Annotated in this window: 33 protein-coding genes and 1 pseudogene; 2 read left to right on the top strand and 32 right to left on the bottom strand. The window is 51.0% G+C overall.

Features of this window, described 5'->3' with window-relative positions:
- Nucleotide 1: 1 nt before the first annotated feature.
- From FDX09_RS10300 to FDX09_RS10205, 20 genes and pseudogenes are all read right to left on the bottom strand, one after another.
- Nucleotides 2-3,380: pseudogene (locus FDX09_RS10300) on the bottom strand (host specificity protein J).
- Between the two features lie 71 nt (nucleotides 3,381-3,451).
- Entirely contained in the window at nucleotides 3,452-4,129 is a 678-nt protein-coding gene (locus tag FDX09_RS10295) for a tail assembly protein (RefSeq protein ID WP_137347151.1), read from the bottom strand.
- A complete protein-coding gene (locus FDX09_RS10290) occupies nucleotides 4,027-4,761 on the bottom strand; it encodes a C40 family peptidase (protein WP_137347150.1) in 735 nt (244 codons plus the stop codon). Before FDX09_RS10290 ends, FDX09_RS10295 begins: the two co-directional genes overlap by 103 nt.
- 11 nt (nucleotides 4,762-4,772) lie before the next feature.
- Nucleotides 4,773-5,468, bottom strand: coding sequence for a phage minor tail protein L (locus FDX09_RS10285; RefSeq protein ID WP_038641325.1), 696 nt, complete (start codon nucleotides 5,466-5,468; stop codon nucleotides 4,773-4,775).
- Nucleotides 5,469-5,476: 8 nt separating this feature from the next.
- Nucleotides 5,477-5,809: a phage tail protein gene (locus FDX09_RS10280; RefSeq protein ID WP_038641327.1), complete on the bottom strand. Its 333-nt coding sequence runs from the start codon at nucleotides 5,807-5,809 to the stop codon at nucleotides 5,477-5,479.
- On the bottom strand, nucleotides 5,810-9,112 hold the full coding sequence (locus FDX09_RS10275; protein ID WP_137347149.1) for a phage tail tape measure protein: 3,303 nt from the start codon (nucleotides 9,110-9,112) through the stop codon (nucleotides 5,810-5,812). It lies immediately after the preceding gene.
- Nucleotides 9,112-9,348, bottom strand: coding sequence for a hypothetical protein (locus FDX09_RS10270; protein WP_230592241.1), 237 nt, complete (start codon nucleotides 9,346-9,348; stop codon nucleotides 9,112-9,114). Before FDX09_RS10270 ends, FDX09_RS10275 begins: the two co-directional genes overlap by 1 nt.
- Nucleotides 9,349-9,362: 14 nt before the next feature.
- The gene (locus tag FDX09_RS10265) at nucleotides 9,363-9,725 is read right to left on the bottom strand and encodes a phage tail protein (RefSeq protein WP_038641329.1); all 363 of its coding nucleotides are present in this window, start codon (nucleotides 9,723-9,725) and stop codon (nucleotides 9,363-9,365) included.
- Between the two features lie 61 nt (nucleotides 9,726-9,786).
- Nucleotides 9,787-10,269 carry a major tail shaft subunit gene (locus FDX09_RS10260; protein ID WP_038641331.1) on the bottom strand — a complete coding sequence of 161 codons (483 nt, stop codon included), beginning with the start codon at nucleotides 10,267-10,269 and terminating at the stop codon, nucleotides 9,787-9,789.
- 33 nt (nucleotides 10,270-10,302) lie between these two features.
- Nucleotides 10,303-10,704 carry an HK97-gp10 family putative phage morphogenesis protein gene (locus FDX09_RS10255; protein WP_038641333.1) on the bottom strand — a complete coding sequence of 134 codons (402 nt, stop codon included), beginning with the start codon at nucleotides 10,702-10,704 and terminating at the stop codon, nucleotides 10,303-10,305.
- Nucleotides 10,701-11,090 carry a hypothetical protein gene (locus tag FDX09_RS10250; RefSeq protein WP_038641335.1) on the bottom strand — a complete coding sequence of 130 codons (390 nt, stop codon included), beginning with the start codon at nucleotides 11,088-11,090 and terminating at the stop codon, nucleotides 10,701-10,703. Before FDX09_RS10250 ends, FDX09_RS10255 begins: the two co-directional genes overlap by 4 nt.
- Complete coding sequence (locus tag FDX09_RS10245; protein WP_003832373.1) at nucleotides 11,059-11,409, bottom strand: phage head closure protein; 351 nt, start codon at nucleotides 11,407-11,409, stop codon at nucleotides 11,059-11,061. The genes FDX09_RS10250 and FDX09_RS10245 overlap by 32 nt, the downstream gene beginning before the upstream one ends.
- Nucleotides 11,406-11,723, bottom strand: a complete 318-nt coding sequence (locus tag FDX09_RS10240) for a head-tail connector protein (RefSeq protein WP_003832371.1) — start codon at nucleotides 11,721-11,723, stop codon at nucleotides 11,406-11,408. The genes FDX09_RS10245 and FDX09_RS10240 overlap by 4 nt, the downstream gene beginning before the upstream one ends.
- Nucleotides 11,704-12,081 (bottom strand): hypothetical protein, encoded by a 378-nt coding sequence (locus FDX09_RS10235; RefSeq protein ID WP_137347148.1) that lies wholly within the window; start codon nucleotides 12,079-12,081, stop codon nucleotides 11,704-11,706. Before FDX09_RS10235 ends, FDX09_RS10240 begins: the two co-directional genes overlap by 20 nt.
- Before the next feature lie 97 nt (nucleotides 12,082-12,178).
- Nucleotides 12,179-13,465, bottom strand: a complete 1,287-nt coding sequence (locus FDX09_RS10230) for a phage major capsid protein (protein ID WP_042309013.1) — start codon at nucleotides 13,463-13,465, stop codon at nucleotides 12,179-12,181.
- A 73-nt stretch (nucleotides 13,466-13,538) separates the two neighbouring features.
- Nucleotides 13,539-14,459, bottom strand: a complete 921-nt coding sequence (locus FDX09_RS10225) for a S49 family peptidase (RefSeq protein WP_038641339.1) — start codon at nucleotides 14,457-14,459, stop codon at nucleotides 13,539-13,541.
- A gap of 37 nt (nucleotides 14,460-14,496) precedes the next feature.
- A complete protein-coding gene (locus tag FDX09_RS10220) occupies nucleotides 14,497-15,756 on the bottom strand; it encodes a phage portal protein (RefSeq protein ID WP_137347147.1) in 1,260 nt (419 codons plus the stop codon).
- Entirely contained in the window at nucleotides 15,756-15,935 is a 180-nt protein-coding gene (locus FDX09_RS23890; RefSeq protein WP_038641343.1) for a hypothetical protein, read from the bottom strand. Before FDX09_RS23890 ends, FDX09_RS10220 begins: the two co-directional genes overlap by 1 nt.
- Nucleotides 15,929-17,650 carry a terminase TerL endonuclease subunit gene (locus FDX09_RS10210; RefSeq protein WP_137347146.1) on the bottom strand — a complete coding sequence of 574 codons (1,722 nt, stop codon included), beginning with the start codon at nucleotides 17,648-17,650 and terminating at the stop codon, nucleotides 15,929-15,931. Before FDX09_RS10210 ends, FDX09_RS23890 begins: the two co-directional genes overlap by 7 nt.
- The gene (locus tag FDX09_RS10205; protein WP_038641346.1) at nucleotides 17,650-18,084 is read right to left on the bottom strand and encodes a phage terminase small subunit P27 family; all 435 of its coding nucleotides are present in this window, start codon (nucleotides 18,082-18,084) and stop codon (nucleotides 17,650-17,652) included. The genes FDX09_RS10210 and FDX09_RS10205 overlap by 1 nt, the downstream gene beginning before the upstream one ends.
- A 232-nt stretch (nucleotides 18,085-18,316) precedes the next feature.
- On the opposite strand from FDX09_RS10205, the gene FDX09_RS10200 reads away from it, so the two are divergent.
- Nucleotides 18,317-18,832: a hypothetical protein gene (locus FDX09_RS10200; RefSeq protein ID WP_003841965.1), complete on the top strand. Its 516-nt coding sequence runs from the start codon at nucleotides 18,317-18,319 to the stop codon at nucleotides 18,830-18,832.
- 135 nt (nucleotides 18,833-18,967) lie between these two features.
- Here FDX09_RS10200 and FDX09_RS10195 read toward each other — a convergent pair whose 3' ends face one another.
- From FDX09_RS10195 to FDX09_RS10155, 9 genes are all read right to left on the bottom strand, one after another.
- A complete protein-coding gene (locus FDX09_RS10195) occupies nucleotides 18,968-19,330 on the bottom strand; it encodes an HNH endonuclease signature motif containing protein (RefSeq protein ID WP_003841963.1) in 363 nt (120 codons plus the stop codon).
- 269 nt (nucleotides 19,331-19,599) lie between these two features.
- A complete protein-coding gene (locus tag FDX09_RS10190; protein WP_003841960.1) occupies nucleotides 19,600-19,773 on the bottom strand; it encodes an addiction module toxin, GnsA/GnsB family in 174 nt (57 codons plus the stop codon).
- A gap of 206 nt (nucleotides 19,774-19,979) precedes the next feature.
- Nucleotides 19,980-20,210 (bottom strand): hypothetical protein, encoded by a 231-nt coding sequence (locus tag FDX09_RS10185; RefSeq protein ID WP_032941334.1) that lies wholly within the window; start codon nucleotides 20,208-20,210, stop codon nucleotides 19,980-19,982.
- Between the two features lie 73 nt (nucleotides 20,211-20,283).
- Entirely contained in the window at nucleotides 20,284-20,472 is a 189-nt protein-coding gene (locus FDX09_RS10180) for a cold-shock protein (protein WP_072144007.1), read from the bottom strand.
- Between the two features lie 10 nt (nucleotides 20,473-20,482).
- Nucleotides 20,483-20,695, bottom strand: a complete 213-nt coding sequence (gene cspG / locus FDX09_RS10175) for a cold shock protein CspG (RefSeq protein ID WP_003841958.1) — start codon at nucleotides 20,693-20,695, stop codon at nucleotides 20,483-20,485.
- Between the two features lie 375 nt (nucleotides 20,696-21,070).
- The gene (locus FDX09_RS10170) at nucleotides 21,071-21,598 is read right to left on the bottom strand and encodes a DUF2514 domain-containing protein (RefSeq protein WP_170973236.1); all 528 of its coding nucleotides are present in this window, start codon (nucleotides 21,596-21,598) and stop codon (nucleotides 21,071-21,073) included.
- Complete coding sequence (locus FDX09_RS10165; protein ID WP_038641350.1) at nucleotides 21,595-22,143, bottom strand: lysozyme; 549 nt, start codon at nucleotides 22,141-22,143, stop codon at nucleotides 21,595-21,597. The genes FDX09_RS10170 and FDX09_RS10165 overlap by 4 nt, the downstream gene beginning before the upstream one ends.
- On the bottom strand, nucleotides 22,115-22,393 hold the full coding sequence (locus FDX09_RS10160; protein WP_003832349.1) for a phage holin: 279 nt from the start codon (nucleotides 22,391-22,393) through the stop codon (nucleotides 22,115-22,117). The genes FDX09_RS10165 and FDX09_RS10160 overlap by 29 nt, the downstream gene beginning before the upstream one ends.
- Before the next feature lie 153 nt (nucleotides 22,394-22,546).
- A complete protein-coding gene (locus FDX09_RS10155; protein WP_038641352.1) occupies nucleotides 22,547-22,735 on the bottom strand; it encodes a hypothetical protein in 189 nt (62 codons plus the stop codon).
- A gap of 144 nt (nucleotides 22,736-22,879) precedes the next feature.
- Between FDX09_RS10155 and FDX09_RS10150 the strand changes: the two genes are divergently transcribed.
- Nucleotides 22,880-23,254 (top strand): FlxA-like family protein, encoded by a 375-nt coding sequence (locus FDX09_RS10150; protein ID WP_050592505.1) that lies wholly within the window; start codon nucleotides 22,880-22,882, stop codon nucleotides 23,252-23,254.
- A 754-nt stretch (nucleotides 23,255-24,008) separates the two neighbouring features.
- Here FDX09_RS10150 and FDX09_RS10140 read toward each other — a convergent pair.
- Genes FDX09_RS10140 through FDX09_RS10130 form a run of 3 tightly spaced genes read right to left on the bottom strand, consistent with a single transcriptional unit; the run spans nucleotide 24,009 to nucleotide 26,033 of the window.
- Entirely contained in the window at nucleotides 24,009-24,623 is a 615-nt protein-coding gene (locus FDX09_RS10140; RefSeq protein WP_038641354.1) for a hypothetical protein, read from the bottom strand.
- 13 nt (nucleotides 24,624-24,636) lie between these two features.
- Nucleotides 24,637-25,677, bottom strand: a complete 1,041-nt coding sequence (locus tag FDX09_RS10135; protein ID WP_038641355.1) for a DUF968 domain-containing protein — start codon at nucleotides 25,675-25,677, stop codon at nucleotides 24,637-24,639.
- Nucleotides 25,674-26,033, bottom strand: coding sequence for a RusA family crossover junction endodeoxyribonuclease (locus FDX09_RS10130; protein ID WP_038641357.1), 360 nt, complete (start codon nucleotides 26,031-26,033; stop codon nucleotides 25,674-25,676). The genes FDX09_RS10135 and FDX09_RS10130 overlap by 4 nt, the downstream gene beginning before the upstream one ends.
- Nucleotide 26,034: the final 1 nt, after the last annotated feature.

Raw genomic sequence — 26,034 nt, 5'->3', positions numbered from 1 at the left:
ATTAACTTATTGTTATCCCGGCTGATGACTTTTTCGTCACAATAACCAGCAGGTCACTGATTCGGGAAAATGGATAGCCGCTGCTGTTACCGTGTGTACTGACGCTGAAACTCAGCGTCATCCGTCCGCTCCCGGCAGGCATATCCAGTGTTCGCGTAAAAACGGCCGGTACACCTCTGCTTGTCTGCTTGTATATCTCCACCCCGTTTTTCCTGACAGTCAGCGTACAGTCATCCCATACGTCATTACTGGTCTGGCTGTCATACGCTGCACCCTGAAAGGTAATCCCAGGAATGGAAACCTGTCGGTCAAAAGACTGGTCATCTTCAATCACGACTGTCAGTGTCCCGTTGGCGTACCGTTTTTCACCGTTACTGGTTATGAAGTAAGGAAACTCCCTGCCCGCTGCCTTAACAATATCCCCAAGAATACGCTCGGCCCGGAGCGTCCCCTTTATGGTGCAGTTTTCCTCAATCGTCACATTGTTGAGAGCACCAGAATTCGCACTAATATGGCCGCTGATATCCGCATTACGGGCAGTCAGTTTTCCGTCAGTTCCCGCCGCTGGTGATAGTGGGAGCCGTCAGATACTTGAGGAACACCTCGTTCATAAATATCTGGTCACCCTGCATCACGAAGGCGGGAGTTTCATTGCCATTCGCCGGATTGATAAACGCGATACGGTCAGCGGCCACCAGGAACTGGCTTACCTTCCCTTCTTCCGTGTCTTCCATGCTCAGGCCCAGACCAGCCACATAGTGCTTCCCGTCTTTGGTCTGCTCTATCTTCACACCCCACATGGCATTCCATTTGCCGTTCGCGTCCTGCCATTCTTCCGAAAACTGATCCAGCCGGCTGGCGTTGTCTTCCGTCAGCTCCACCTTCTCCAGCAGCTCTTTACCCAGGTGGCTTTCGGTGATTTTCCCTTTGAAGAAATCCAGATAACCCGCCGCATCGTTGCTGGCCTGCCCTTTAGCCTCCACGAACGCCGATTTTCCGACCTGGTTCACGGCCCGGATATAGAAGTAATAATCCTTGCCGGGTTTAATATTCGCGTTTGCTGCAATCCAGTACAGCGCGGTGCCGAGATAACGCGCATCGGTTTCCACCTGGCGGATATCGGCAATCTGCGTATCTGTAAACCAGAATTCATACTGCACCGTGGGGTCATATACTGCCTGGCACGGGGTGGCGGTTATCTGGAAATAGCCGGGGGTCAGCTCAACATAAGACGGTACTGCGGGCGCGGCGATGCTGAAATCCGTGCTGGCAGGGTCACCCTGCTGGCCCTGGCTGTTCACCGCCCGTACCGTCAGGGTGTAACGTCCCGGCGTCAGGTTACGGAAAGTATGCTCCGTTTCGGTCAGGGTCAGGCTGCTGGCCAGACGGTCGCTGTTATCTTCCGCTTTCACCGTCAGGCGCAGGGAAAAGTTCACCCCCTTCACCACACGCGGGGTATCCCATCGCGCCCGCGCCTGATACTGCCCCTCCTCTGCCAGAATCTCTGTGGTCAGGTGCTGCACGGCAGGCGGCGTATTCGTGATACCGGTGTCCGGTAACGGATCAAACGTCGCCCCGTTATCCACGATGGCTTCTTTCTCCGGAACATGCTGTACGGCAGTAATAGCATACGTGCCGTCATCGTTTTCCCGTATGGCCACACAGCGAAACAGCCGCTGGCGCAGGTCCGGCAGTTTCAGCCCCCACACGCTGTACTCCGCCACGCCATCGGGTAACTGGCTGACGCTCACGCGGTCCGGAGCCGGATGTGCGGTAACTGCGACGGTAACAGGCTGGCCATTGCTGCCCACCAGGTTCAGCACCACATTGCCGCCTGCCGGTATCTCCACCTCACGGTCCAGCGTGAGCGTGCGCGTCAGGCTGTCGACCGACAGAATGCGTCCGCCCACGGTCACGCCAGCATAATCACTGTCGCAGACCTCAATGATATCGCCAGGAACATGTCGCAGCCCCTCAGCCCCTACGGAAAAATCCACCGTCTGCGTTTCCAGCAATTCGCTGGTGATGGCCCACAGTCCTGCGCGGTGCGCCTGCCCACGGCTGGTACAGGCGAACGCATCCATCTTCAGAACGTTGCGACCGTAGCGACGGATGGCAGCGTCGTTTTCCACCAGTTCGGTGGATGTTTCCCAGCCGTTGTTCGGGTCGGTGTAACGGACCTCGGCGGCATTGTGGCGCTCTTTCAGTGCGCTGAAGCTGTAGATGAACGGCGCACCATCAGCGGGCATCAACACATTACTCTGCGTATAGGTCCAGACTTTATCGGCGGGCCGGTCCTGCACAAACGTCAGGGTGCTGCCGTTCCAGACCGGCATACAGCGCATCAGGGAACAGAAGTCCCCCAGCACGTCCCACGCTTTGCGCTGGTCCGTCAGATACGCATTGCAGGTGATACGCGGCTCCGTCCCGCCGAAACCGTCAGGAACAGGCTGATCGCAGTACTGTGCAATGGCATACAGCGCCCACTTGTCCACATCGGCAACACCAATGCGGCTTCCCATGCCATAGCGCGGGTGAGTCAGCATATCCAGCACACACCAGGCCGGATTGTTCGTATATGCCGGTTTGAAAGTACCGTCCCATATCCCGGTATATGTACGTTTTAACGGATCGTAATTCGACGGCACCGGCACAATACGCCCGCGCAGGTGATAGTTTCGCGTGACCTGCTGGCTGCCAAACTGCTCCGCATCCACTTTTACCCCGATAACGGCGGTGTTCGGGTAGCACTGTTTCACATCGATGATTTCGGTATAGCCCGACCACACCGTTTTGTTCTGCAGCAGGTCTGTCGTGCTGTCATCAGTGAGGCGAAGCATGCGGACTTCAAACGGCCGGGGCGGTAAATCATCAATCACCACAGATGCCAGAAACTGCGTGGTCGTTTTCCCCGTAATGGTGATATCCCGCTCCACCTGCCACTGGCCATCCCGGCGAAACTGGATCAGCATCTGTACGCTGGTCGGGTTGCGGTCACCTTTGGTACTGGTGCTGACCAGCGACTGCACACCAAAGGTAAAGCGCAGACGGTCCAGCGTTTTGGTGGTAATGGTGCGGGTCACTGGCTCTGACTTCTTCACCTCCACACTCAGCAGGGTTTCCGCACCGGAGTCTTCGAACCCCTCCATCGCGGTCTGCTCATCCTCCCCCACGCGGTAAACCACGGTGACACCGTGAACCATCGCGTTACCTTCGCTGTCGAGGACCGGCGTTTTGTTAATTCTGACACTCTTTAGCCCGTCCACAGGACCTTCAATCGGTCCCTCGCAGATGGCATCAACTACCGTCAGCATCTGACTGGATTTCAGGTCGTCAGGAGCCTCATGCGGCGTTTTACTGCTGCCACCACCCTTACCCATAATCTGTTCCCTCTGAAACGACAAAACCGCCCGGAGGCGGTTCTATGTAAATACAAATATGCTGCAGTAAGTCAGCGACCGATGATCACCACCTGTCCCCCGCCACCTTCATCCCGTGTGCTGATTTCCTGGGAGATCGTGCGGGAACCGACCAGCATTTCACCGTATAACACCGGCAGGGCATTACCCTGCGCCACCATGTTGTCCAGTGACGAAAAATAGGTGTTCTGTCTGCCGTTGTCGGTCTGCCGGGAGGAGGGTATTTTTGCCTGGGGTGTCAGCATCTGCGCCACACCGCCCAGCATCATGGCTACCCCCATAGAAAAAAGGACCGAGGATGCCGAAATAGCACCGGCAGATAATGCGCTACCCCAAAGAGCAAGAGTTGCCCCGCCAGTTAAAAAGGATGCGCCGATTGCCACGGCACCCAGCACAACCTGGAACAGACCACCTTTTCCAGCCCCTGCCATACGCGGTACAATATGAATAATGGCCCCGTCCGGCAGTGACTCATGCAGACGGGCTGACACGCTGGTTTCATCCACATCCTGACCGGCGATGCGTATCTGATACCAGCCATCATTCATTTTCTGCCGGAAGCCCGGTATCTGCATGGCCAGCGCGTAAATGGCCTCGGCCCCCGTTTTTATACTGAGGCTGAAGCGGCGGCCAAATCGTTGTAAATCCCCGTGAAGGCAGATTCGTGCCATGCCCGGTGTCGCCATATCGAGTGTGTGCGGCGTTGCCATTTGTCGGTATACCTCTCGCGTTTACTGAGCTGTTCAGGAATATGGTGCAACAGTTCGCCGTCGCCACAATAAATTGCGGCATGGTTGGCAACCGATGAACCAAAACAGCAAATCAGGATGTCTCCGGGCTGTACCTCTGCGGCATTCACGCGGTAAAAACCGGTCGCCTCCAGATTATCCAGATAGAGATTATCTCCCTGCTTCCACCAGTCCTCCCCCCGCGCAAAATCCGGCATCTCAATCCCCGCCAGATGGTACGCATCGCGGAACAGGGTGTAACAGTCCGTCACACCATGCTCAAAAGCCCGCCCGGTGAGGAATGGCACGCAGCGAAATTTGTATATCCGGTCATCGCAGACCAGCCACCACGGCAGGCCACTCTGCACCTGCAGGCGGCGATCAACATCGCTGAGAAACGGCAGGCCATCGGGATGGCTGTGGACCAGGGCCACCACATCGCCCGCCGCCTGCGCCTGAAGGTAATCTGCCGGATCCATGCGGAAATACAGGGTCGATTCAGCGGAAAAATTCTGGCAGGGAAAATACCGCTCCCCGGCAGACGTGTTCACCACCCAGCCGCACGATTCAGCGGGCGCACACGCAGCAGCATGCGCCAGGAGTGTTTTTTTCATGGGTATATCCATCAGGAAAGACGGTTAATGGAGAGGAAACAGCCGATGCGCGGCAGGTTATTACGCAGCTCGCAGCCAGTACGGCATTTGCTGCAGGCATCTTTTTCCGGGTCTGTCGTGGGCTTGTCAAACTCGTCCGCCACAGGCGGACCGGCATAGCCACACTCATCAGAACGGTAGGTCCAGCTGCAGACATCAGCCAGCATGATCCGCGCCGGAAACACGCTACCGTCCGTTTCGGTCGGTGTGGCCAGCACAAACGTCGCCGTGGTGGCTTTCAGTTCGGATAACTGTTCTACCTTCCAGCGACTGACCACTTCCTGTTCCGGATCGGCCTCCGGGTTGCCGCCTGTAAAGTTCACCGCATCGAGAAAACGGGCGTATACAACATGCCTTACCACCGTGGCCCCGACGAGGCTCTGCATATCTGCCGCAAGTCCCGTAACCATGCCAAACAGGTTCGACACTGCCAGCGTCGGGCGGGCGGAAGTTCCTTTCCCCACCAGGTCGAATCCGGTTCCCTGTATCGGGTAAACGTCATACTTCCGGCCCTGCCAGGTGACCGGCTCGCCCTTCTCGTTCGCTTCATTTGAAAAATAGTAACGCTGGCCACCAAAGGCCGTCAGGTCGATTTCCCACAAATCAATGCGGGCCGACTGCTCGGTTTTCGTGGTTTCGTTGAGGGTGTTCAGAGGTATATCCTGCATAAGGATCCTTAAGCAATGACCTGCTCAAATTTACAGCTGAAATCAGAATACGTGACGTTGTCCGTAACAGACCATTCCCGGCAGACAACTTTAATCGTGCGGTTGTATTTTGGCGGTCGCCACAAAAAGGCTTTATATCCTCCGTGCTCGGTCAGAAACGCTTCAAGTGCGGTGCGGGAATTGACCGACGTGATACGGAAAACAGGCTGGAAATTAATTAACTGATGGTTAAGTCCGGTCGGGCGACGTTGCTCATAGCCATCCCCAAATTTAATGGTTGTCACCGAAGGGGAAACAGAAGACTGCATCCCCTCCCTGGGTGCCCAATGAAAGGTTTTCACTTATCCTCCCGCCAGCATGCCGCCATCGCGGCCCTGAGTTCTCAGGATACTCATGACACGCGTGTCGACCATTTTGACCAGCATCTGCGATGCCTGCGGCCCTATCTGCCCGTTTTGCCCGTCATTCTGAATGGTAATGTGATACTCAGGTGAATAAACAATCCCACCATTCATACCACCACCAGAGGAACCCGGGTCACCCAGCGCCCTGACACCCAGTGTACCGTCAGTCGTTTTTGCCAGAGGCATAATGGCTTCCGGACCTGCTTCACCAAACACGCCTGCCCCCTTTGCAAAAGCAAACAGGGTCGGGCTGTCATAGATGCCGTTACTGTAGGCACTTAATGAAGGTGAATCATAAACACCGCCTTTCTCGTTAAAACTAAAACTGCTGCCAAAACTGCTGATGGCCGTGCCGGTACTCGCGCTGGCTGCGCCGCCAAAAAGACTGCCGCCGATGCCCATAATGGATTTCAGGATGGTGTTGGTAATCAGCGCCTGCGTTGCCATATCGACAAGGTTTTTAATCACCGACTGAGTCAGGGAGGAAAATAACCCACTCATCCCGTCCCGGAGTGATTGGGTGTTTACCAGCATGCCGGTCAGCATGTTGGTGGAACGCTCCTGGGTGGTCTCTAACATGCCAATAGCGAGGCTGTTCAGGTTTCCCTGCGACTTATACAGCTCCACCGCCGTCTGGTACTGCGCATCAGCGGAATCTTTATCCGCCTTTTGCTTCAGCAGTTCGTACTGCTCTTTGTTGATTGCATCATTCTGGTAAAACGCCTGCAGCAGTGACTGACGCTCGGCCAGTTGATTGCGCAGTTCTGCCAGCGGATCAACCGTCCCGGCGATATCAATCAGAGGGGCAGACATTGCCGCTGCCTGTGCCTGTAACAGTTCGCGGGCCGTACTTTGTGCCAGCGTGATTCTGGCCGTCTGGTATTCCTTTTCATCCAGAAGACGGGCATCCAGGAGCGACTTCAGCTCCTGGCTCGCTTCGCGCTCTTTCGTAAGAGTTGCTCTGGCTGGCGCATACTGTTCTGCCAGTTCGAGGCGCTGTTTCTGATAGTTTTCAGCATTCAGCAGCAGCGTCTTCTGAATATCAGCCTCGCTGGCTCCGTCAGCGCGGGCGGCTTCAAGAAGTTTTCTGGCGCTTTCCTGCTCCTGCAGGTTGATACGTCCGAGACTGGAGGCATGCGCCGCTTCGATTTCACGCCGCAGTTGCTCATACTGGTTAACCTTCGACTTTTGCCCCTTACCAGTATCCCCGCCTTCCCCAGTCCAGGGGGTATCAGGTTTATCACTCCCTGTTTCATTCCCTGGTTTATCCGGCTTCGGTGTGGGATCGGTTTTCCCTGATTTAGCGTATTCTATGGCCTCTTTGACAATTTTTTGCCGTTCTTTGAGGAGTTTTAACCCCTGCTCAACGGCATCCAGATCCCCTTTGTAGCGGGTTTTATCGTTCTGTACGCCTTTAAGTTGTCCGAACGGATCGAAGCCACTCAATCCATCAATACGGCTTTCCGCATCCTGAATTTCTTTAATCAGTTTATTTCGCTGAATAACCTGATTCTCAAACTGTTCATCAATGTCCAACTGCTTCACGTTGAGCTGGTTAAGCGACAGTTTTTTTAGCTCTTCATTCGTTTCAACAACAGCATTTTTCAGGTCAATCGCTGACTGACGGGCATTTTTCGCCTGATTATGGAAATAGAGCAACGCCGAACCGGCCAGCATCGCTGCGCCCACTGGACCGCCCACCAGTGCCAGCGCCCCTCTGGCCATACCTACTGCTGCAGAGGCCGCGCGGGCTGAAACGGAAAGCTGTTTATTGGCGGCATTCAGCTGGCTCTTTGCCTGGGTGGAAAGCAGTGTCTGCTCGGTTTCCTGGCGGATTAAGCGGTTAAACTCGCTCTGGTAACTCACGTTAAGGCCAAATTGTCTGGCGCTTTTCTCCATTTCCCGATAACGCCCGAATTCTGCGTTATTCTGTGCCAGCGTAGCGGCGGTACTTTCCAGCGTTTTTCGCGCCATATCGGCCTGCGCCATCGCGCTGGCCCTGACTGCCTGCTGCTGCTCAACCCAGGCACCGATGTTCCCCCTGATACCTGCCGTCAGTTTTGTCGCCAGAACAGGAATCAGTGTATACAGCGCAACGTTGGCGACCGTATTAAAATTATCCGTCAGGCCATTAATGGCATCGGTAACGGTCTGAACACCACTGCGCAGCGGGCCGTTTCCGCTCTGTCCTACCTTAATAATCAGACCTTCAAAAGCAGAAGTCAGGCTGAGAAGATCGCCGTTCAGGTTATTTACCCTGATTTCGGCCTGCTCATGCGCGGTCTGCGTACCGGTCAGGGCGGCAGTCAGCGACTCCACCTTCTCGCGGTTCTGAACCAGGATAGATGCCGCGCTGAGGTTTTCCACCCCGAACAGCTTCACGGCCTGCCTGGTTGACAGGTTTTTTCCCGCCAGGTTCTCCAGCGCCTGGCTCAGCCCGACAACAGAAGGCTTCAGGGTCTTATCGGTTCCCTTCTCCAGATTCAGGATCACGTTACGCAGCGCGGTCCCGGCTTCGCCACCTTTCACTTCGCGCTCTGCCAGTACCTGTATGGCGGCATTGAGGGTTTCAAAACCCACGCCAGCCTGTGCCGCTGCTACCCCGCCATTTTTAATCGCGGCAGCAGTATCGGCTATCTCCGATGAGCCAAATTTCGCGCCAGCAGCCAGCACGTTGATATACAGGTCCGCTTCACTGGCTCCCGCCCCAAACTGGTTTAATGACAGGGCCAGCGTTCGGGTGGCATCCGGAAGCGTCGTCCCTGCCGCCTGGGCCAGCGTTAACGCGCTTTTGGTCGCCGCTGTCAGCCCCGCAGAGGTACTCAGCAGTTCAGGCTTTGCCGAAGCCATCAGTTTAATGGCCTCGGCGGCCTGTGATGCGCTGTATTCCGTTGAGCGGCCCATTTCCTGCGCCGCCTGATCGTACAGTTTCATCTGCGCACTGGTGGCACCGGTGATAGCCTGCAAATCCGACAACGACTGGCTGTACTGCCGCGTGGTGCTGATAATGGTGCCCAGCGATAACCCCGCCCCGGCAAAACCTGCCAGCCTGCCAGCCAGCCCTGATACCGAAGCAGAAACACGCTTATAGGCATCCTCCGTCTTTTTCGCATCAGCCCGGGCATTGCGGTTAAACTGGCGTGACTGACTCTCAGCGCTGCCGTAGGCGCTCATCAGCTGCGATTTAAAGTTCGCTGCATTCAGATGCAGCCCAACGGCAAGAGAGGCAACGTCACCCATTACATTAATACCTTCATGACTGCCGCACACTGCGCATCCAGACTCGGATTCACAGCGGCGGTGGTGGATTTAACAGGGGGCGGGTTATTGTCAGAACCTTCTGGCGAAGGCTTTTTGAAAATGCCCTGTTTGAGGAAGAAAGCACGCCAGTGGAAAAGCGTGTCAGCCGGAAGCGCCGCAATTTTTGACGGGTCAGGCTCGCCCCAGCGGTCGGCCAGCCAGAAAATCAGCTCCAACCAGGGCGAGTCACTCAGTTTTTTTCGGCGGTTTCCAGCTTACCGATGGCGTGCTTTTTCACTTTGTCGATGGCATCCAGAAGCACAACGTTATCGTGTGCCGCCAGCAGCTCCTTCGCCGTGGGTTTGTCTTTGGCTTTAATCGGCGAGCCGTCAGGTTGAACCAGACTGTCGATAACAATCTGTACGCTCAGCTCAGACGCCATGCGGGCATTGCCAGAGGCCTGCGCCTCGATGAGTGCATCTTCATGATCAATAAGCTCAGCCGCCGTCAGCCGACGCAGGTAAACCTTTGTGCCTAAAATTTCAGTTTCAGTAGGCGTGGATTTCGTTTTGAGCAGTGCATTTTTCAGTGCGGAGAGGCTAAATTCAGACATGGTGTATCCTGTTTTTCAGACGAAAAAAAACGCCCGGAGGCGGTGTGTTACGGGAAACGGATTACGCTCCGGCATCTGGCGCCGGGGCGGCGATCCCCCATTTAATGTTGTTTTGCTTACCCTGCACTGTAATCTGGATAACTTCACTGGCAGGCGCTGTGATTTCGTTCATCTGCCAGCCTGAAAGCGCGAGGATCATTGAGGCCGTTCGTTTGTTCGGCAGCTCAATATAAAACTGAACGGTCTTACGCTGCTCTGCAGCATTGAGGAACGCGGTGAAATCCTCGTTTCCCGGGTCGTCAATGAATCCCAGCGATTTCTCCGGCCCTTCCGGAAGGTCGGATATTGACTGCTTACTCTTGTCCAGCAGGGTGGTACAGTCGACAAATCCTCCCGTCTGACCTGTCGCGCCCAGCGCCTTACAGTTAATCAGGGGTTTGAGTGCCGCCACGGCGGCGTTTACTTCGCCAAACTTCACCACCGTCCCGGCAGGAAGCATTGCGTACTCAGGGGATGATTTTGGCGTGTTATTTTCATCAGCCATAATGATTCTCTCTTAAATAGTGGGCAGCGGTTGCTACCTGTTCTGAATGCCATTGCGGATTTCTACGGTCAGAATGCGCAGAACCTTCTGGACGTTGTAATCCAGTGCCGGACGGATGAACGGATCGGCAACCTGTTTAACCGTCCCGAACTCCTGGGCCAGCGCTTTCATGTAATGCTTTTTGCTGGGGCCAACCCGAAGGATTACCACCGTATTTCCGCGACCTTTCCGGGTGGAAGAGCGAATTTTGATGGAATCACGCATATGCTCTGCAGAGGACGCCTCGTCGAAGCCGGCATGTTGCTTCATGTCTTCTTCCACCACTTTCAGCGCCTCACGCCCTGCATCACGTAACACCTTCGTGCCGACCTTTTCACCGAGCGCAGTAAGCTGCCGCTCCAGTTCGTCCAGCCCTTTTACGTCCATAGTGATCATGGTGAGGCGTCCCGGTAGTGAAAGGTAAAATCCCGCACGAGCCGGTACTGAATATTGCCGCTGGTCAGCACCGTTTTACTCTGCTGTATTCCACCACGGACCACATTCTGCACGGGAAAACCCTCCAGCTGGCCATGCACGATAGCGGTCCATTCCGCGCTGATTTTCTTATCCAGCTGTAACAGGCGGGTGTAGTCATTAAGCAGATGAATCGCTATCTGGAAGCGGCCCGCAATCAGACCTGTGCGCAACAGTCCGGCGTACAGCTCCGGATCGGAAATACACTGGTAAGTAATCCCCTCCTGCAGCTCATCAGGCAGGAGCAGAGGATAAACATCCAGCCCGCTCAGGCGTTCAAGTGCTGTCTTTAATGCCAGCTCGATCATGACGTGCGTCTGCCTCCCCTGTGATGATGATGCGGTCCGCAAGACGTTCGACGTTACGAACGGTATAAACCCGGTCAGACGTCGTTATTTTCCAGTCGATATCAATATTCAGGTTCGGATGAGTGGTAAAAAGACACGTTTCAACAACCTGCTGTTGATCCAGTGTGCGGACCTTTCTGCCCGATACCAGCTCGCGCTTCGCCCAGGCTTTCCCGGTCGCGACCAGTTGTTCCGGCAGATGTTCACCCAGCGGCCCCCGGCCGGATTGCATATACCCAATCGAAAGACGGCAGGTCATTTCTTCCGGCTTCAGGCTCATACCGTGTTCTCCTGCAACGGGAAAAGAAGGTGCCGGACCGCAGCCGTCTCCAGCCACTGACCAGTGAAACCATTCAGATACGCATCCCCGACCAGATACTGCATGGCCAGCTGGATATCTTCATCCGCCACAAAACCGCGTACCCCTTCCGGCAGCGCCTGCAGTTCGTCATCGCTTCCCACCAGTTTGCAGTAGTAGTCACGCTCAATACTCTTCTGCGCTGCCGCCACCATTTTAGTGAGCATGTCGTCATGCTCCGTGAAATCCGGCTCCAGACGGAGCTGGGTTTTCACATCATCCAATGTCAGTATCATGGTCATCGGCTCCCTTGCGGGGACTCAGCGCCTTTTCCGCATCTTCTGGCCATACCGCAACATGGCGTTCAACCAGTTTCTCTGCGTACTCAGCATCAAAACAGGCCGTATCACCGCGTGAATAACGATGATAGGGTCCCAGGAAAAAAACCGCTTTCCGCGCCACTTCTGCTCCCGTCAGGCCCGTGGCCCCGTTTGTTTCACTTCCGGTCAGATCAACACCTGTATCACCTGAACCCGCTGCAGTATTCTGACCACCATCCCCGTCCACTGTATTTTCCGGCGTCAGTTCATCCGGCTTTTTCACATCACCGGATGCAGCCGCCGCTGCCGCTGCTTTTGCCGCTTTCGTCGTCATCGTTTTGCTCCTGAAAAGAAAAACCCCGCTGCTGCGGGCCTGGGGAATTACGTGCTTTTACGCTGTGCGACCGTGGTCGCACAGCGTGCAGGACCGGTTAAAACAGCACTTTTGTCCCGAGAACAAGACCTTCCGGATGACGGAAGCCGATATCGTGCTCCGTCACCACGCGGATCAACGACTGGTTACGGGAGAACGCGGAAACCAGATTGCCATCCCCGTCCTGGTAGGAGGCTTCCTGCGAGAACGACACCTTCATGTTGCCGTCTTCACCGATAACCACATCATTAAAGTCAGCGAAGTAAATTTCCGACTCTTTGCCTGCGTCACCGAGGTTTGCCGGGATAGCGCTGGTACGCTGAATCTGAAATCCCTTCAGGATCCCCTGCGCCATTTCCGGGTAGACCTTGTTACCATTACCGTCGCGCAGACCGAACAGTTTCATGTAGGTACGGTTCGACATACCCCAGCCGCAGCTGATCATGTTGCTGTTACCGTCCATAGCCATCAGGATGATGCTGTCGAGATAGGTATCAATCGTCTGCAGATTAACCTCTGCAGCAGCTTCCCACGGCAGCAGGCGGTTCCACTCAGTTGCCCGCGCTTTCATACCGACAGGCGTATCACCAGTACCGTCATCGCGCATAAAGGCTTTATCTTCACGAACAGAAATCGCGGTCAGAATATCCTGCAGGACCAGCTGCTCTACGTTGTAGCCAGCACGACCAATCAGCTGGTTGGAGATTGGCACCATCGCAATCATGGTTTTCGCAGTGAGTTTCACATCATCAAAGCGGGCTTCTGATACTTTCGCATCCTTGCCTTCCCCGGTGTAGCTCGCCGTCGCACCACCGGCCAGACGCGGCAGCGCCATATTGCCGTTCGGCAGCGGAATGGAGCGCGCGCCCAGCTTACGAACGATAGTGCGATCGCGCAGCAGTTCGATCACCTCGCTGTGCAGGTTTTGCGGAATAAGAACGCCACCTGACGCGGCGGCAGTGTTGATGGCCATCGAGACAGACTGGTCATTCAGTTCTTCAGCTGCAAATTTTGCAGCGTCCTGAACGTTACCCTGTGCTGCCGCAATCGACATCACCAGACGGGTCATGCCTGCGCCGGTATATTGCTTTGGCTCTGCCTTAATGCTGATACCAGGAGCCTGCTGTGTGGCTTTAACCGGTTTGGCGACAAGCGCTGCAGCACGTTCAGCCGCTTCCAGACGCTCAATCTTGGCGCTGATATCCGTGAACTGCTGCTGCAGGCTGGCAAATTCGGTTAACTGCTCCGCTGTCAGCGTACCGCCACCAGTTTCTACTGCCGCCAGTACCTGAACCTTCTGATTAATACCCGCACGTTCACGACGCAATTCTTCAATATGATCCATGTTTTTTCTCTCTTTTTGGCATAAAAAAAGCAGCCTGTTGGCTGCTTTCTGGTAATGACGCGTTAGCGCCGGGTTACATTCTGGTTTGCAGGTCCATCGCGGCTGCCTGCAACTTTATGGAAGTGGTTTGTTGAGGTTGTTTGTACTTTGCCGCAATGGCATTAATCGCGGACTGAGGATCCGAAACTTCATCAGCAAGACCAGCAGAAATGGCATCAGCGCCGAAGTAAAGTCCCGCCTGGGTATCGATTACGGACTGCTGTTTAAGGCCACGGTACTCAGCAACAGAGGAGATAAATGTCTCGTACATATCGTCGAGCATTTTGTTGAACATCGTCAGAGCCGATTCACTCAACGCGGCATGTGACGTGCCATTATTCTTGTTATCTCCCCGGTAGAGTGCAGTAAATTTTACGCCCATGATCTCTTCCAGCTTTGACGTATCAAGGTGCTCCATGATCACCCCGATAGAGCCAACGCCACTGGTCTGACTGGCGACAATCTTGCTGCAGGCCGACGCGATAAAATACGCGGCAGAGAAGGCATTAAAGTTCACAATAGCGGTGATCGGTTTCGTTTCTCGCGACTGATAAATATAATCAGCCAGCTCTTTGCACCCAGATGCTAAACCGCCGCCGGAATTAATATCCAAAACGATTTCACTGATGGATGGGTCATTTAATGCCGAATGCAGCTGGCTGCGGATTCGCTCATAGCTTGTCAGTTCGGTACACATCGCTGTAATTTGCCCTCGCCGGGGGACCAGTATCCCGTGAACAGGTATCACAGCAATACCACTGGCTGGCTGAAGCTCTTCCGGGGATGGCGAATCATCCGGATTTAGCGCCATCGTAATGACCGGATCCGTCACAGTTCCCTGAATACGGGGAAGCAATACCGCCTTCACGGCGTCCATCGTCTGTTGTGTAGCGTAATGAGGAACGCCAAAGACCATCTCTGCCAGATGCGGCAGATTAATTAATTTTGTTGTCATGAGAATATACCAGGTCAGCCCGCAGCGCGGGGGATAATCAGGCTCTGGCCAGAATAGTTTCGATTTCTGCCAGTTGTTTAGCTGTTGGCTCGTTATTGCCAGGTAAGATTTGTTTACTGTCGACCATATTCAGAGGCGTCAGGTATTTATCCCCTCCGGCGATAGGTGGAAGGTTCTCCATGCGGCGAATGTCGTTAACCGATAACCAGCCCCACTGGCGGCCTAAGGCATAAGATTCATAGCGTGACTTCTGATCCCCGCGCAGCGGGCCAGAAACATTGAATTCAATGTACAGATCACCGCGCTCGCTGGGTAAAAGCAGATCGCGCATTAATGCGCCTTCATGACGCTTCAGCCAGGCCAACAGCGTGTACATCACAAACTGCAGCCCCTGGTGCTCAATGTTGTTATTTGTGGCTTTCGCCAGCATCTGCACCATATGAGGCGGGATTTTATAGAGCCGGCACACTTCCTCCACGCCCCATTGACGGGACTGTAACAGCTGCGCTTTCTCATTATCCTGAGATAGCTGTTTGTAGCTCATCCCTTCCTGAAGCAATGCAACAGAGAATGCGTTCCTGACGCCGGAATACCTGTCCGTCCACTTTGCCAGCAGTCTGTCTATTGCATCCTGGTTTTTGATTGTCGCAGCTTCTTTTGGACGCTCAATAACACCGCTCATCGTCGTACCTCGACGAAAAACCTGAGCAGCATGTTCCTCCACAGCCAGGTTTAACCCAAGTACATCCGCATTTGTCTGGATTGGAGAACTGCCGATATAACCGTCGAGCGAAAATACTTTCACATGATGAATCATGCGCATTGGCAACGTTTCGCCAATTTCGGGGAGTTCATAATAGGGCATCCCGTCTGGCCCTTTCAGGACGATGACTTTTTGGGGATTAACCGGGATTAATTCCCTCGGGAAACCTTTCCCGTCCCTGTCGATAATCGAGTAACAATTGCCCTCCAGCCCTAACAAGCCCTGTTGTTGCTCAAAATACTCGAAAGAGGTGTCCTTTTTATTAGGCTGGGAATGTACAAGATCATAAACGGGGTGGTCAGTAGCTCGCTTACGGGCTCCGTTAGCACCTCGTCTGTAAAGCTCACACGGCAGTTGCGCTACAGATTCAGCCAGAAGAGTTACACATGCCCGAACAGCTGATAATGCCATCGCAGTTTCAGGAGTTATGATTATCCCAGCCTTACTCTGACTCGAACTCACTCCTCCCAGCATGGTTTCCCAGAATCCACTTCCTGATCGCGATTTACCCCGAAACATCTGGGGGATAAACATTACTCACCCCCTGGTTTGTGAAATCCTGTAGATAAGGATCTCGCAATTAAAAACGACCACAGCAGACAAATCAAACCGCCAGTAATAAAGCCGACGGAGGGTGAAATAAGCCAGGCACCGGTCGACAATAAGCCGACTCCAACGAGGCCGAGAATAAAACTCAGGACTGTGATTAACATGTAATATCTTCCTCATCATAAGCCGATTTACTTACTGTACTGTTCTGCATGGCCCGTCCGATCCCCATAAGTAATCCTACAGCACCATCAATTTTGTTTTGCTTCCCCTCCTTGCCGGGGCGGACAATATCATCGCTTCCAGGCAAATAACGCCCAATAACATTCTGGATGCACCAGTTCATGATAGGGTTGCCGTCATGATGAAAACGTCCTGATGCCAGCGCGGCCTCAATTTCACGCATAGGGTCACTCATGTTGGTGAAGTTTTGCCTGATCTCAACTGGCTCCAGCCCCTCCTCTTCAAGCATGTGTCGTAATGATGTTGCACCGTAAGGATCAATAGGACACTGAACGATTTTTACACGCTGACGTAATTGAAGGATTGACTCAAAAATAAGCCGATAGTCCACTTCCGCACCTTCTGTCGGTATCAGAACCTCTTGTTTAACAAATGACTGATAGCGGTCAGAAGTGGTTTTCAATGTGGGATCTGGTGAGTAAACCGTATCTTCAGGCACCCAGAACATCGGACTTACACAGTAGAAATGCGTAATACCATCCACTTCCCGTCTGAATACTGGTACGACCGCATTCAGGTCAACCTTGGACGCAAGATCTATCCCCAACCAGCAATCTTCATCGGCGAAATCAGACAACTTGAGACTATTGTCCGCTGCAGCCATCCATTTTTGCAGATCATAGAAAACCGTCTTGGCACTTACCCACCGGTTAAAATGCTTGGTAAGAATTTTGTTCGTCTGGCTGGGGTTAGATATTCCAAGCAATTGCTTTGCGCGCAGGAAGTGTTCTTTTACGGAAATGCCAAAGTTTGGATTTGCTTTGATTAATGCTTCAGGTTTTGTCCAGTCGTCATCATCATCAAGACCGTAAATAATACCGAAAATCGTTTCGTTTTCTTCTCCCACCCGATTCCGGCGTAGAATTTCCACCACCTGAGCACGTTTCTCATAACACGGAGAAGTAATGTCATAACCCGCAGTTGTAATGATCAGAGTGATAGGTTGTTCCCTTGCCCCCATTCCTGTTGTCATAGTCGTATAAAGAGTATCTGTTTGGTGCTCGTGATATTCATCAATAATTGCACATGAAGGGGAATCGCCGTCACCAGGATCGCCGATGACTGGCGCAAAAACAGAGCCATCCGGACGGGTCATTTTCTTTGCCCAGGGTTTGACTGAGTATTTTTGTCGCAATGCAGGGAGTTTTTTTACCATTTGTAAAGCGGGAGAGAAGACTTTCCAGGCCTGTTTTTCTGTAGTGGCGCCACAGTACACTTCTGCACCATGTTCTCCATCAGCGCAAAACATATAATTACCAACGGCAGCTGCAATTGCAGACTTCCCATTTTTCCTGGGAACCTCAATATATATTTCAGAAAAACGGCGGAATCCGGACTTCTTATTAACCCAACCAAATGGCACACCAAGAGCAAACTTTTGCCAGGGCTCAAATTCTATGCGTAGTTTCTTCCTGGCCCATTCACCAGCCGTATGAGGCATCTTCTGAGCAAAGCGCAAAAATCGCTCGGCCTTGTTTTTATCAAACCGGTAAGGCCAGGCAGGATCCTTCGCACGTTCCAAATCATCAAGGTGCCGTTGACAGGCAAGCACAGTTAACTGACAAGCAAGGATCTTCCCGCCAACAACGTCTCTTGCATACTGGTTCGCTGCATTGACGTTCGGATATGTAGCCATCAGTCAAACTCATCAAATTCATTCCCGTCATCGTCAGGAGCATTTCTGCCACTGGTCATTCTGATACGGCTGAGCGGATCTAACCCCAGAAGTGAGCCCAGACGGGCAATCTGGGAAACTGAATCATTTCGGACGTTAACTGCAGGATGTTTTTTTAATCCTCCCATTTCACTTTCAGTTGTCAGCCCTGAAGCCAGTAATTTTTCAGCTTCAAGCATGAGATGGAAGGCATTGCAGTAGGCTAAAAGTAAGGGGGCATCTTCAAGTTCAAATACGCCTCTTTCGATCAGGATTTTGCTCTGGGTCTTCCACATTCTTATAGCAGCCTCCCCCATTAACTCTGCAGGAGGTGCAATTCGGGTTAATTTACTTTTTTGCCCGGTGGGTAAGATGGGTTTTCTCCCCCCTCCAGACGATCGAATTCCACCAGCCATAACTCCTCTTTTAATAGGTGAAACCTACCGGAAAAAAGATCCTTATTTATGACGTGCAAAAATGGCCTTCAGGCGGCAGTCCTGAAGCGCGAAAGGGGGCAGGGATTTGATCCCCCCTCCCCCTTGAAGATGACAGCAAGAAAGCATGCAAAAGCAGATACTGGTCATCCATCAGGATGTTCAGCATAGTGTCTTCAGTTAATCTCAATAAATAAACGATGGAGTCTAAGAAATGGATAAAACTAGAAAATATGATAGAGCCTTACAACTTGAGATCCTCAACGCTCTTATAGATTGTGCTCCCAACTCTTTAAACAAGGCACAGGAGCGAGACCTCATTGAGAAGTTTGATAACTATGATCACTTTGTGGCGTGCATGCTATATCTTGAAATGCATAGTCTTGTTTCTACACCCTTCGTACGCAGCGAAACCATGGCTGGCGTTGATTTTATTTTCAACGCCCCATACTGCAACATTACAGAGAAAGGAATTGATTTTCTTCTTGATGATGGCGGCTTAAGTGCGATCCTTAAGGTTCAAACCGTTCGGTTACACAATGACACGATTGTTGCCCTTGAGGATATAATCCGTGTCGCAAATATATCTGAAGATCAGAAGAAGGGATTGATTTCAAAACTCCGAGAGCTTCCGGGAGACGCCATAAAACATTTGACCCTACAGTTACTGACTCAGGGGGTTCTGAATCTGCCGAACGCACTTCGACTAATTCAAACAACCCTCCAGTAGGGCTAAACTCGTCAGAGGGGCGAATTAACTCAAATTTGCCCCATCCCAGTGTTTTACTTAAAAACACCCAAAATTCCTTCCGGGTATCTGCATGAATGTAGAAACTGTTCTTATGCATTACAGCAGTGAATATTATCATCGAATACGTTCTCTTGCTGTCTTTGCTCTGTGGCATTCCCAGCACAACGACTCAAGGTTGGAATCGTCATCAGTACCGCCATGAGCTTTTGGGATTATGTGGTCAACGCTGGTCGCTTTCTTCGCTATCTTCTGCCGGCGATGGTTCTGACACAGGAATTGATCACGCTGTAGGATACGCTCCCGTATGATTTCCCAGGACCGCCCATAACCACGTTCTTGTCTGCTCTTTCCTGCCTGATAACTCCGCCAGCCGTCACCAGCATGCTGCTGTCGGTGTTGGTCACAATATCCGCTGACATCATTGGTGATTGCCGCACACCCTTTGTGTCGGCATGGGCGTTTAGCGCGTGCTGGCATCGGTATAATCCTGTTTATTAGATACAAATTTTTTAGTATGAGGAAAGAAAACGGAAACGGTCGTTAGCTGAATTTTTTCATAAATAGAAAGAGCCTCTGCGATTGTCGCCCGTTACAGCCGAGCTCGCCAGAAGGCCCCGTTAAAAGGAAGGCAGAAAATCTATTCATAGAAGCGAAGGCTTTGACAACGTTCTTAATTTTATGACAGAAATAAAAAAGCATTACCTTGAAAGGTAATGCTTTTTCACTCGAATTGAGTCTTATAACTATTAAATTAATGTAATTTTAATATCATAGCTTTCAAGCCCAGTCATTTTTTCACGGGCAGTAAACTGGATGTCGGAAACTTCTTTTCCTGTCTTTTTTTTGAGTTCAATAATTTTTTTCGTAATGAATTCAGAAATATCCGCTTCAGTTTTTCTTTTTAAATCTTCAACGTTCATTGTTTACCTCTCTTGATCTCTAACATATCCACGCAAGGCATGTTACATTCCCCATGGAGCACTTTTAAAAGCGCTGACATGCTTAAAAGATAGAATGGAAAGACCCAATAATCAAGAGGTTGCAGTACAATCCTCATACAATAATAGCTCACAAACCACACAAACCGCTGAGCTGAAATCTGGGTCGATAACGAAACCATCAGATATCATTTCAAAAGCTTCGATGCTGCTTCGAGAATCTCTTCGGAACTGACATCACGATCGGAGGCTACATAAACTATTTTATGGTCTCCTGTCAGAGATGGAAATCCCGCAGACATCACGGGTAGATGAGCTTTTTCCCCATTAGGAAACTCACGCATTATCGTTGTAATACCCTTCATTACGGATACAACTACTGCTGGTTCGGAGTTAAAAAAAACAATTACTTTTTTCATAATTATACCGTGATGGTTCTTACATAAATGAACGGTTAAGCATACAAAAAAGGCTCCATAAGGAGCCTGAAATTTATTTTCTAAAATCTAACGAAGTCTGACTAGAACGAATGTATAGTGCAACATTATCAAATGTTATCATTGTTGATTTGCAAAAAATACATTTTGCTCCGAAAGGATTTTTTTCAGTAACATCAAAGCTTGACGTTCTGTACTGAGATCCGTGACAACACGGGCATCTGAAGTGAATATTGTTAGTAATAACAGTACCCTTATACAGCCACGACATTAACTGCTGAGGGGCCTTTAGGTCCCTGTTCAACACTAAATTCTACTTCCTGATTCTCATTCAGTGTCTTGAAATCATTGCTCTGGATAGCAGAGAAGTGTACAAACACATCTTTACTGCCATCTTTAGGGGTGATAAACCCAAAACCTTTTTCAGGATTGAACCATTTAACTAAACCAGTCATTTTATTAGACATAATAATTACCTTAATTGAGTGAGCCCTTGGGCAGAATGGTCCGAAAAAAAATTATCAGAGAGAAAAGCTAACAAGGAAATCTCAACAGGAACAAGAAATAAAATTATTACAGTGACTGCTTCAGATAAATTCGTAACAAACCAGAGATTCATTAACGCATGATTAACCAAACATAGCAAGGTTTAGTTTTGTAAGTAAATCACCCATGATTTTGAACATAAAAATTATTTTAAATGGCTAAAATTGAAAATTATGCCATGCTGCTTAAGACCTTTATCTATCACCCTAAGTTGTCAGGGATTTTTGACTCACGGATGAGTCGTATTTCATTCATTGGACAATTCAAATGTAGTACCTATAAAAAGTACTAACCTCTTAATTTTTCGCTTTATTCAGCATATTTCTATGCGGTCCACTATTAGTATTCCTTATGGCCCCATAAATGCTTTCACAAGTCAATCCGGCATTGAAGCGGTCGTCAGCAATCTCAGCATAATATTTAGCTTCTGCTGCAATACTTCCGAGCATGTCGGCAAGCATTGTGGCGTCGGCTCCGGCTGTTTTGCTTCTGGCGGAAGCGGCAATATTTGTGGTGTGCTTTGCGGCGTCCAGGTGGATGGCAAGTTTGGTTGCTTCGTTGCGCAACTGGCTAACAGTAACAGACAGACTAGCAGCAGTAGCAGCTGCTTTAGCGGCTTGTGCTTGTGCATCTTTAACGGCCTCATCACGGGCAATAATTCGCCCCTGTTCAATAATGCGGGCGACAATTTGGACATTAGCTTCCTGAGAGGATTCAGCGCTGTCGCGTTCCGCCCATTTCTTCTGCCAGCCACGGTCGCTCCAGACGCTTCCGGCAAGAAACGCACCGGCCACCAGCAGCAACACAGCAAATATTTTATTCACTGGTCTATCCCCCAGCACGTCAGCGCACTTTCTTGATCCCGTCGCTCTACCTGACCGTAACAGCCATTTTTCTGACCTTTTGTCAGGCGACAATCGCGTCCGCCGTCTTTAATCCACCAGCGGATCGCTTCACAGGCTCCTTTTCGGTCGCCAGCATTGATCCGTTTGTAGAAAGTGGAAGGGAAGCATTTTCCGGGACCGATGTTATAAGGGCAGAAAGAAGCGATACCCGCTTTCTGAGGTTCACTCAGCGGGACTTGGATATTTTTCTCTACCCACGCCAGCGCCTTGTCGCGTTCTATGGCGTTCACCTGGGCGCATTTCTCAGCAGACAGCTTCATGCCCTGAACTACCGGCTTACCATCAACCATCGTGGCGCCACGGCAAATGGTCCAGAGTCCGCCACCGTCGCGATATGCCGTAAGGCTATTACCCTCTTTCTCATTAAGAAACTGATCGAGAATCACAGGAGCGGAAGCCCCGGCGAGAATCAAACCAACGACCGCTGCACTCAGTTTATTCTTCAGCTTTTGTGACATTGCCATTAAGCCGGTCCTCCCTTTCCTTTTTCCTGTAATACCAGTTCACAGCACAGGTGATAACAGTGCATGCGATCCCGACAATAATTGCCCAGTCGCTCAGGCTTAACCCTGCAATTCTGTCGGCCAACATCCAGGACACCTCTTTTGCTGTTTTTGCAGTTTCGGCATATGCCTTCGCTGATACACCGCAGCCGGTCAGCGTGGTGCCTGTTCCATATGAAAGTCTGCTGTAAATGGTGCTCATTCTGGTCATAGCCTCACCTCCGATTTTTCGGATGGCGCTTTGTGTGATTAAAGGGTAAGGCTACACGGGCTGGATTTATCAACAAAGCACGTAGCGGATGATTCCCGTGAGCCTGAAATGAAAAAGGCCGCCATGCGGCAGCCCCTAAGTAAAATAGATTGTTTACATTGGTGGAGTAAGAGGACCTACTAACACCTCTGCTTCACCATTATGGCAAATGTCATCGCCTCTGGTCAGATGCCAGACACCTGTGATTGTTTTACCCGATTCCAGATCATCAACAGTGTCATTCGTGTAGTACGCTACCTGTACAACTCCGACATGCTGAATCCAGTAATACCCTTCTTTCATAAACTCCTCCGCGATACTCAGCAGATAGTATAGAGCAGCACAAATAATGCTGTGGTGCAGGAAGCCACAACTTAACCTTTGCTAATAAAGTAATTTCGAAAGATGACGATAATGGGTAATAAATGTAAGGCCGGAGGAACCACCATGAGCATGACAGTTAGCACTTTGGGTCAGGACATACTGCAAAGCACAGTAAAACAAGCACCTTCAAGTACTGGCAACTCTGTTTCACAACAAATTCAAAACCTGAAAAAACAAATTGGTGAGTTGACAAAAGAACTCAGCGCCATGGGTTCAAAAATAAATGAAGTAACCTCCGAAGATGAGGCAAAACTGCTTAAACAGCAGATGGAGATGATTCAAAGGCAAATCGAGTCTATATATGCAAAAATTGCTCAATTACAAAAACAAGAAGCAGAAAAAAACCAAATGGCATCGGGAGCATTACCTACGGTAAGTGACAAATCAAGTTCGAACGTTGCAGGGAATAATACTAAAAATATTGATGTCTACGTTTAGCAGTTGCCCCCCTCTCATTTTTCCTCTGAGCTAGAAACGAAAAAGCATTGGAGCATTGTGAGAACTTGTTTTCAAGTTAACGATTTCAGCTCGGCGATATGACAGGGGTACTGGTGCAATGCACCTCGCGAATACCCCTGTCGTATCGCCGGAAAGCAAAAACCCCGCGCTGGCGGGGTTCTCGTTATATTCAAATTGTTCGCTTTTCGTCGCTGCCATCGTGGCGCAGCTCTGCCAAGCATGAATTAATTATTCACTTTGTTGGCCCGTTTTCAAACGTTTTTACATCACAAAGCACTTATAGCTAATTTCCATCAACGTTTTGTACGAATATCACTCAACAAATGAGATATTCGTTACAAAACGATCGTTTTGGACGATCGATAAATGAAAATCGATCTGTAATACCAATTTTAATTGTGTGGTTATCGCACGTAGACTCAGGGCCAAACCTAATAAATGGAATTATCATAAGCCTTTATCACTACTTGGCCATATATATCGCGGGCTTCATCGCAATGTTTGCTTTGTTAGTTCGTGGGGATCGAGTACACGGCCTCGAGTTTGACCTGGCTGATACGTTGATAACCTCCTTTCTATGGCCCTTCTATTCTGTGGCTATTATCTGTATTGAGATTTATGAGCGGTTTTAACAGAATCGTTGCTAATAACCAGCTACCCCGGCTACTAACCGGGTTTTTTGTTTCGGATTACTGACTCATCAGTCTCCCGCTCAGTTGCTCTTTTAGTATGATCAACCATCCTCTAACCCAGCTCTCATCTGGTTACGAACCGCAAGGAATGTTTTTGCTCTGAATATTTCCAGGCACCATCGCACGCGTTTTCTCGCCTCCCCGTCGGTTAACCATGGCGCAATCGCCTGCAGTTCGCGGGTTATGTCTGAGATTTTTTTTCGGGTGGTGTAATACTGAAGACCAACGACATAAACCGGATCGTTTATATCCAGTGCCTGCAGTACGCATTGTTCAACAAAATCGACATCATCATTATGCAAAGCTTCATCAATCACACTGGCAGTTGACTGTGGCCAGAGAATGCTATGTGCCCTGTTCATCGCCTGCTGTCCACGGAATCCCTCTTCACGAGCCTGATTCAACGCTGCGGTGAAGCGTTCTAACGCCTTATCTGACCAGTTCCGTCCCTTAAGCACATTCCAGCACGCGTGTCCTCGCGGCATACGTGGTGCTGTTTTTCCTCCCACACCTTCCCCCCAGGTAGTGAGCAAGGATTTAATCCATCCGGACTGGATCCCCGTAAGAAGGATACATTTACCCAGCCAGCTTTTACGCGGCGCAGCAGCTGCTTTACCAAGTGCTTCAAAATGATTGCGGCGTTGACGTGGTGTCATCCTGTTCTTCTCCTTACGCCAGAACGCCAAGCCCATAAGCCCGGTCCAGCACTCTGATTATCATTACCGGCTGAGGAACAAATTTTTGCTCAAACTTCACCGGGTCGTTATGTAGTTCTGTATGGCACTGACGACATAAAGGGATCGCGAAAATATCATGCGCCTTCGTTGCCATCCCTCCCTGCCCCCAGCCAATTAAATGGTGTGGGTCGTCGGATGGTTTGCCGCAGCATTCGCAGGGCTGTGTTTTAATCCATGCAAGATATCTGGGGTTCGCCCAACGGATCCTCTTCGGACGTTTCATATAGGTTTGCGGGGACTCGGGATCTACCAGGACACCGACTACGGGTTTAATCGCTGGAACTTGCGCTGGTGGCATGTTCACGGTTACTGCGTTGGCTCTGGCTGTAATGATGCTGGTGGCGGTTACACCCGGTTCGATATCGCATTCACGCATGACTGACTGATGTTCTTCCGAAGGAATACGAAGCGCCCGGCTGGCTGCTGATTCGGGAATTGCGTCGGTAGCACCCATACGAACAGCCCACCAGCAAAGCTCCGCCAGCGACAGTTCTCTGGAAGGGTCCAGATTCAGCGCCACCATTATGCTGTTAATAATCCAGTTAATAACATTACGTCTCGCCAGCTCTGAAAGTTGTTCGCTGTAGTGGTCACGCAAATGGTTATCACAATGTCCACACAGGAGAACCGATCCAGGTTCATGACGCAGAGTGGTTAGCTCGTGATAATGGTAATCGCTGTGTGGCCACTGGCAGCAGCTACCGCCATAACGCAGAAGCCAGTAATCAAGACCACTAAAACCACCAGCAGCCTTTATAACTTTTTCATCCAGGAAGAACGGCCACAGGGACTCGTCACTGGCCAGCGGCTGGCGAACGTCAGGAACACGGCCAGCAGGCAACCTTTCCATGCTTGCCGGCTGGCTTTCCACCAGCACACGTTCACAACTGAATAATGACATCAGCTCACTGCCCGGTTTGAGCAGTACAATTCCAAGCTCACGCGCAACCACCGGCTTCAGCAGCGCCCTCATTCTGCAATCTCCCCGATAATTATTTGTCCCTTCTCTCCCCATAATTTAGTGACGCGTGAATCCCAGATGTGAGCATCATCTTCGTAAATGGCATCCATCAGGGCTTTCACCATATTGTCGAAATCAGGTTTAGCCTGATGTGGTTTACCGTTTAACTCAGCTCGTTTCTTTTTGCTCCAGCTCGCTGGCATCGGAAGCATAAAGGTGACATGCGAACCGCTTTCCGGCAGCTCAACACCCTGCAGACGAACTTCATCACAGAAAGCCCGGTAACGCAGAACCTCAGGACGCTTTTTCCATTTGTCAGCGCGCGTCATTCGGGGCTTGCCCATTGGGGTGATATCGTAGACTTTCACA

The organism is Citrobacter sp. wls717 (assembly GCF_005280955.1).
Classification (GTDB): Bacteria; Pseudomonadota; Gammaproteobacteria; order Enterobacterales; family Enterobacteriaceae; genus Citrobacter; species Citrobacter werkmanii.
Note: the sequence above shows the minus strand (reverse complement) of the source record. Positions and strands in the feature narration are given on the sequence as shown.